The organism is Zavarzinella formosa DSM 19928, from assembly GCF_000255705.1.
In the GTDB taxonomy this organism is placed as follows: domain Bacteria; phylum Planctomycetota; class Planctomycetia; order Gemmatales; family Gemmataceae; genus Zavarzinella; species Zavarzinella formosa.
The window spans coordinates 1-532 of sequence record NZ_AIAB01000592.1; the positions used below are offsets into that span (position 1 = coordinate 1).

At 54.7% G+C, this 532-nt stretch carries 1 rRNA gene; it reads left to right on the plus strand.

Annotation, left to right across the window (positions count from 1 at the left end):
- A 16S ribosomal RNA gene (locus BGIM_RS0100905) occupies positions 1-372 on the plus strand; the annotation flags it as partial.
- Positions 373-532 lie beyond the last annotated feature (160 nt).

Genomic DNA, 532 nt, shown 5'->3' on the forward strand with positions numbered 1-532 from the left:
AGGGACTGCCGGTGTCAAACCGGAGGAAGGCGGGGATGACGTCAAGTCCTCATGGCCTTTACGTCTAGGGCTGCACACGTGCTACAATGGTGTGAACAAAGGGAAGCCAAGGCGCGAGCCGGAGCAAATCCCAAAAAGCACACCCCAGTTCAGATCGAAGGCTGCAACTCGCCTTCGTGAAGTTGGAATCGCTAGTAATCGCGGGTCAGCAACACCGCGGTGAATGTGTTCCTGAGCCTTGTACACACCGCCCGTCAAGCCACGAAAGAGGGGAGTGCCCGAAGTCGCCTAGCGCCGAAGGCAAAACCCTTGATTGGGACTAAGTCGTAACAAGGTAACCGTAGGGGAACCTGCGGTTGGATCACCTCCTTTCTAAGGAATGTTGACACCACTGATCGCCGGATGAGAGTCGAAAGACTCTCGCCAGAAGTCCGGACAGATCACATGTGCCCGCCTCACAAAAACTCATTAATCTCCAGGCTCAAGATATGAAGCCCGGTCGTCGAAAGACGACCGGGCTTTTTTTCGTTTC